The 3,925-nt window shown below is 54.5% G+C and carries 1 protein-coding gene; it reads right to left on the reverse strand.

What is annotated here, in order from left to right:
- Positions 1-61: 61 nt before the first annotated feature.
- Positions 62-3,841 carry a hemagglutinin repeat-containing protein gene (locus XcodCFBP4690_RS21965; RefSeq protein WP_104544378.1) on the reverse strand — a complete coding sequence of 1,260 codons (3,780 nt, stop codon included), beginning with the start codon at positions 3,839-3,841 and terminating at the stop codon, positions 62-64.
- Between the last annotated feature and the right edge of the window lie 84 nt (positions 3,842-3,925).

The following is a 3,925-nucleotide window of genomic DNA, read 5'->3' on the forward strand; positions in this document are numbered from 1 at the left end:
GTATACCGCTTGCTGCTCATAGACACCTCCGAATCGACCATTTTCCATGGCCATGAGATGTCTAGGAAACCCTGGGCGTATCACCCAACTGTCGGACCATAGTTCTTATACCGCCATTCCGTCCACATGCCAAACAGGGCTGCCTATCTACATACATGGTTAGACTCCTGCCGCTCAAATTCCCACCCTTATTTTTTAGTTGATTAAGCACATCTATCTCTGCATGCGTCCTGGATATGTTATTGACGCCCGCGACGGGTTGACCATGAGCATTTATACCATACACATCTTCGCCGTCTACGGTCATTTTTGCAATTGTGGACTTATCCTTCGATGTACCGGCTTCTGCCAACCCCAATTCAGACCTAAAATTTTTCAGATCTGAAAAGGCATTTCCAATCTCGTCAATTACGTCATCAGACGATATCACAATCCCATTTGGAGATTGAATAACAACTTCACCATCAGAATTAAGTAAGCGTCGATATCCTGTTGGCAGCCCACCTATCTCGTTTGCCATAGCGCCGGCTGACTTCAGTCGGCTATATCCTTCAGGAATTTCTAAAGGAACAGATATCTCGATTCCCCGTACTGCATCGGATATAAATTCCTGCGATTTTGTACCAACCTGCGTTGTGGCGTCGACGGCTTCAACAAAATCAGCCGTCCTTTCAACTTCTGACGCGATCTCAGCCGCGGCTTTTCCAGCGCGAGTCGTCATCTTTGCGACATTTACTGCACTGATAGCTCCTGCCGTTGCAATCTCAGCCAATGCTTCAAATGCAAGCGCTCCAGTCGCGTACGCCTTTGCGTCTCGAAATGCCTGCAGATCCTTCTGCGTATAGTCGACCAAGACATTGGCAATCAGCTTTCCGCCTTCGCCAGCGAGTCCATTGGCGATCTTCTTGCTGGTCCCCTCTGGATCATGAAGCATCGACCACTGCAGCGTCTGCATGGACAACCATGTCTTGGGGTTCACTAGGTCGACCAAGCCGCCGGCTCCGTCCTTGAACCCTAGCAAAGCCTGCCTGGCTTCTTCAGTTGGGTTTTGCGTGTAAGCCCGCATCAACTCACTGAAGCTTGCGTCTTCTACGAGGCGGACATTAGCGGCATTGAAGTACAGATTCCTGCCGGTGCTGTCGGCGAACGCTTGAACTGCATACAGCTCTTGATTCTTGAAATCCTCGGTGGTGCTCTTGAATGCATTCATGGTGACGCCACGCTCGTCCACGTACGTTAGGTGGGCGCCATTAGCATTTGCTTCTGTCAACAGCCAGCTTTGTGCAACCTTGTAGCTTTGCACCTGCTCGGGTGTGTAAAGCGTCAGCAGACTCTGCCAATCCTGATCGTTTGCGTACAGCGCACCACGCATCAGCAGACGCTCTGCCTCCTGCTTACTACAGCCACATATGCTGGTGTACTCATCAGACTTGCTGCGAACGAAAGACAATTCGACAGGATGCAATTGGCGATTGAACTGCTCGCCTGCCAGCGCCGTAGCCGCGCCACTTCCACCGCCACTAATGGCTCCTACAACGGCACTAATGAATTGCTGCGCACCAGGTCCCAGGCCTGCGGTGGCTGGCCGTACCGCCTCAGCAGCACCCGCGCCCAAGGCACCTCCAAGAACGTCACCATTACCCAGCGCAGCAGACAGCGCGCCCACCAAGGTATGCAGCGTTACCTTCGCCGCACCGCCATCCAGCCATTGGCCAAGACTGCTTCTGGCAGCATCGGCCCGCTGAGTTGCCTCACTGATTGCCGTCTGGTCACCACTCTTTTCTGCTTGCGCTAGCGCGTCTTCTGCTTCCTGCCACTCTTTTCCCTTCGCGTTCGCAATCGCGTCGGCAATCGAGCCAGCGGTACGAAAGCCCACTTCGCTTGCGATCTGGCCCGCGATCAAATCCTTCTGCACTTCCTCGACGTCGAACCTGTTTTTAAGCCCTTCCAGTTGGATACTTGTTGCGGTGCGATCCAAGCCAGCTAACGCAGAGGCATCACCATTGCGCACGATGACAGAGCCCGCAGCAATATCGCTGCGCGTTGTGCTACTGGTTGACTCAGATTGCGGAATGCCTAGACCAGGACGTCCGGTGCCCCCTCCCCACGTGGTCTCACTTGCTCCAGTACTACCTGGCTGCCCCCCGCTTTGATCGCCTATCGAGCCACCTGCGCTCGCTGAATAGTTAAAAGTATTGGCACTATAGCCCGCTCGATTTTTTAGCTCCGTAACACCAAGACTCTCTGTCGAGAGCAGATTCTTTTCAGGGATTGCCGTACTTGCAAGAACAGCACCATCAAGTTGCGTGTGGTTACCCACATTGATGGAGTAGCCGCCGTTGCCGGCAGCAAGACCGGTTTGACCATTGACTGCGTTGTAATTGCTATCGATCTTGGTCTGACCGACGCTGGCGCTGCCATAGCTTGATCCATAGCAAATTGGGGGGATACAAAGGCTAAGGTTTAAGCCGCCGCTACGGTCATTCTGATCATAATTTTGCTGATCTTGTGTGCTGGTGAGCGAGAGGTTGCGGCCGACATCTGCAACCACGGTGTTACCGATTGCCTGAGCGCCTTTTAATGTCGCGTCGCGCCCACTATTGATCAGGAGTACGTTGCCTGCTTGAACCTCTGTCAATTGATTGGTTGCCGACAGGCCCTGACTCTCGCCAAGTGCACGCGAGGCCGCTAGTTCAATGGTAAATCCGTTCTGCGACCCACCTAGACCAAAGCCGACCCCGATACTGGCATTGTGAGCGTCGTATTTGCTGGATTGGTCGCTGCTACTAATAGCCGAAAGGAGATTGATATCACGGACAGCGTCTAGCGCCACCGCATTTCCCGCTCTGATTTGGGTGCCCTTCGAAGTGATATCGCCGTTGGCAGCGTAGCCGTCGGCGTCTTTCGTACCGTCACCGTTCGCAAGTATCGTGACATTACGGCCAGCATTGACCGTACTGCCCTGCGCCTTAGTATCGAGGTAGCTGGACTCGCTCTCCTGAACGCCTCCGCCAACGCTGACGGTCACCTTTGCTGCGGCGCCGCTCTGTACAGCATCGTTTGCAGCATAGCCCGCCTGCGCCGCGTACAGCGCCGCCATCCGCTCATCGCCTTCATCCTGCGCCTTGCCTGCAGCCTCCGCCGCACGCGCAGCTTCGACGGCATATCCCGATAGTGCAGCGGTCACACCGTACTGGGTCACACGATGTGATTCAACCTGTTTTGCGGTATTCGTTGCAGCATCCAGAAGGACATTTCGACCGGAAAGCGTCACATCGTTGCCGGCGAAGATGTCGGCGCCCTTGGCCACTAGATCTTGCTTGGCAAGAACATTCACATCTCCCTTTAAGCTGCTCAATTGAGTGCGTAGACTGTTCTGATCGGTGCTACTTCCATCAACAACGTGGAGCTCCTTGCGAATACCAACGGTGCCGGAGTAGCCATCGCCACCCAGGTCACCGAACTGCATCTGCCGCTGCGTCTCTTGCCAGTTTTGAGTCGCCATGCCTGGCAGCAGCTCGATCCCGCCCTTCTGGGCGATCAAATTGACTGCAGCTTCTGCGGCAATATTTGCGCCCTGTAGCGCAATATCGCCTTGCCTACTGATTAGCGTGATTTGTTGCCCACTGATGCTGCTACCAGTCTGGCCAACAACCTGCCTATCTGCATCATTGGTTCCACGCCCCTCGCTGTAGGGCATTGTGGTAATGCCGCCACTGTTTGGGCCACCGTTGACTTGACGGCTCGCCGCACCGATGTCCTGAATGGCGAAAACTGTGCTACTGCTCTTGGTCCTGCTTTCACTCGTTTGCGTTTGTGTGTCCGCGCTTGTCAGCAGCATTAGGGAAGGTCTGAACAACGATGCCTGACAGGGCGGAATGTGGCATCGCTCCGGAGAGTCGCGTTTGGAGCCTCGGGTTCTCGC

It is taken from the genome of Xanthomonas codiaei, assembly GCF_002939785.1.
In the GTDB taxonomy this organism is placed as follows: domain Bacteria; phylum Pseudomonadota; class Gammaproteobacteria; order Xanthomonadales; family Xanthomonadaceae; genus Xanthomonas; species Xanthomonas codiaei.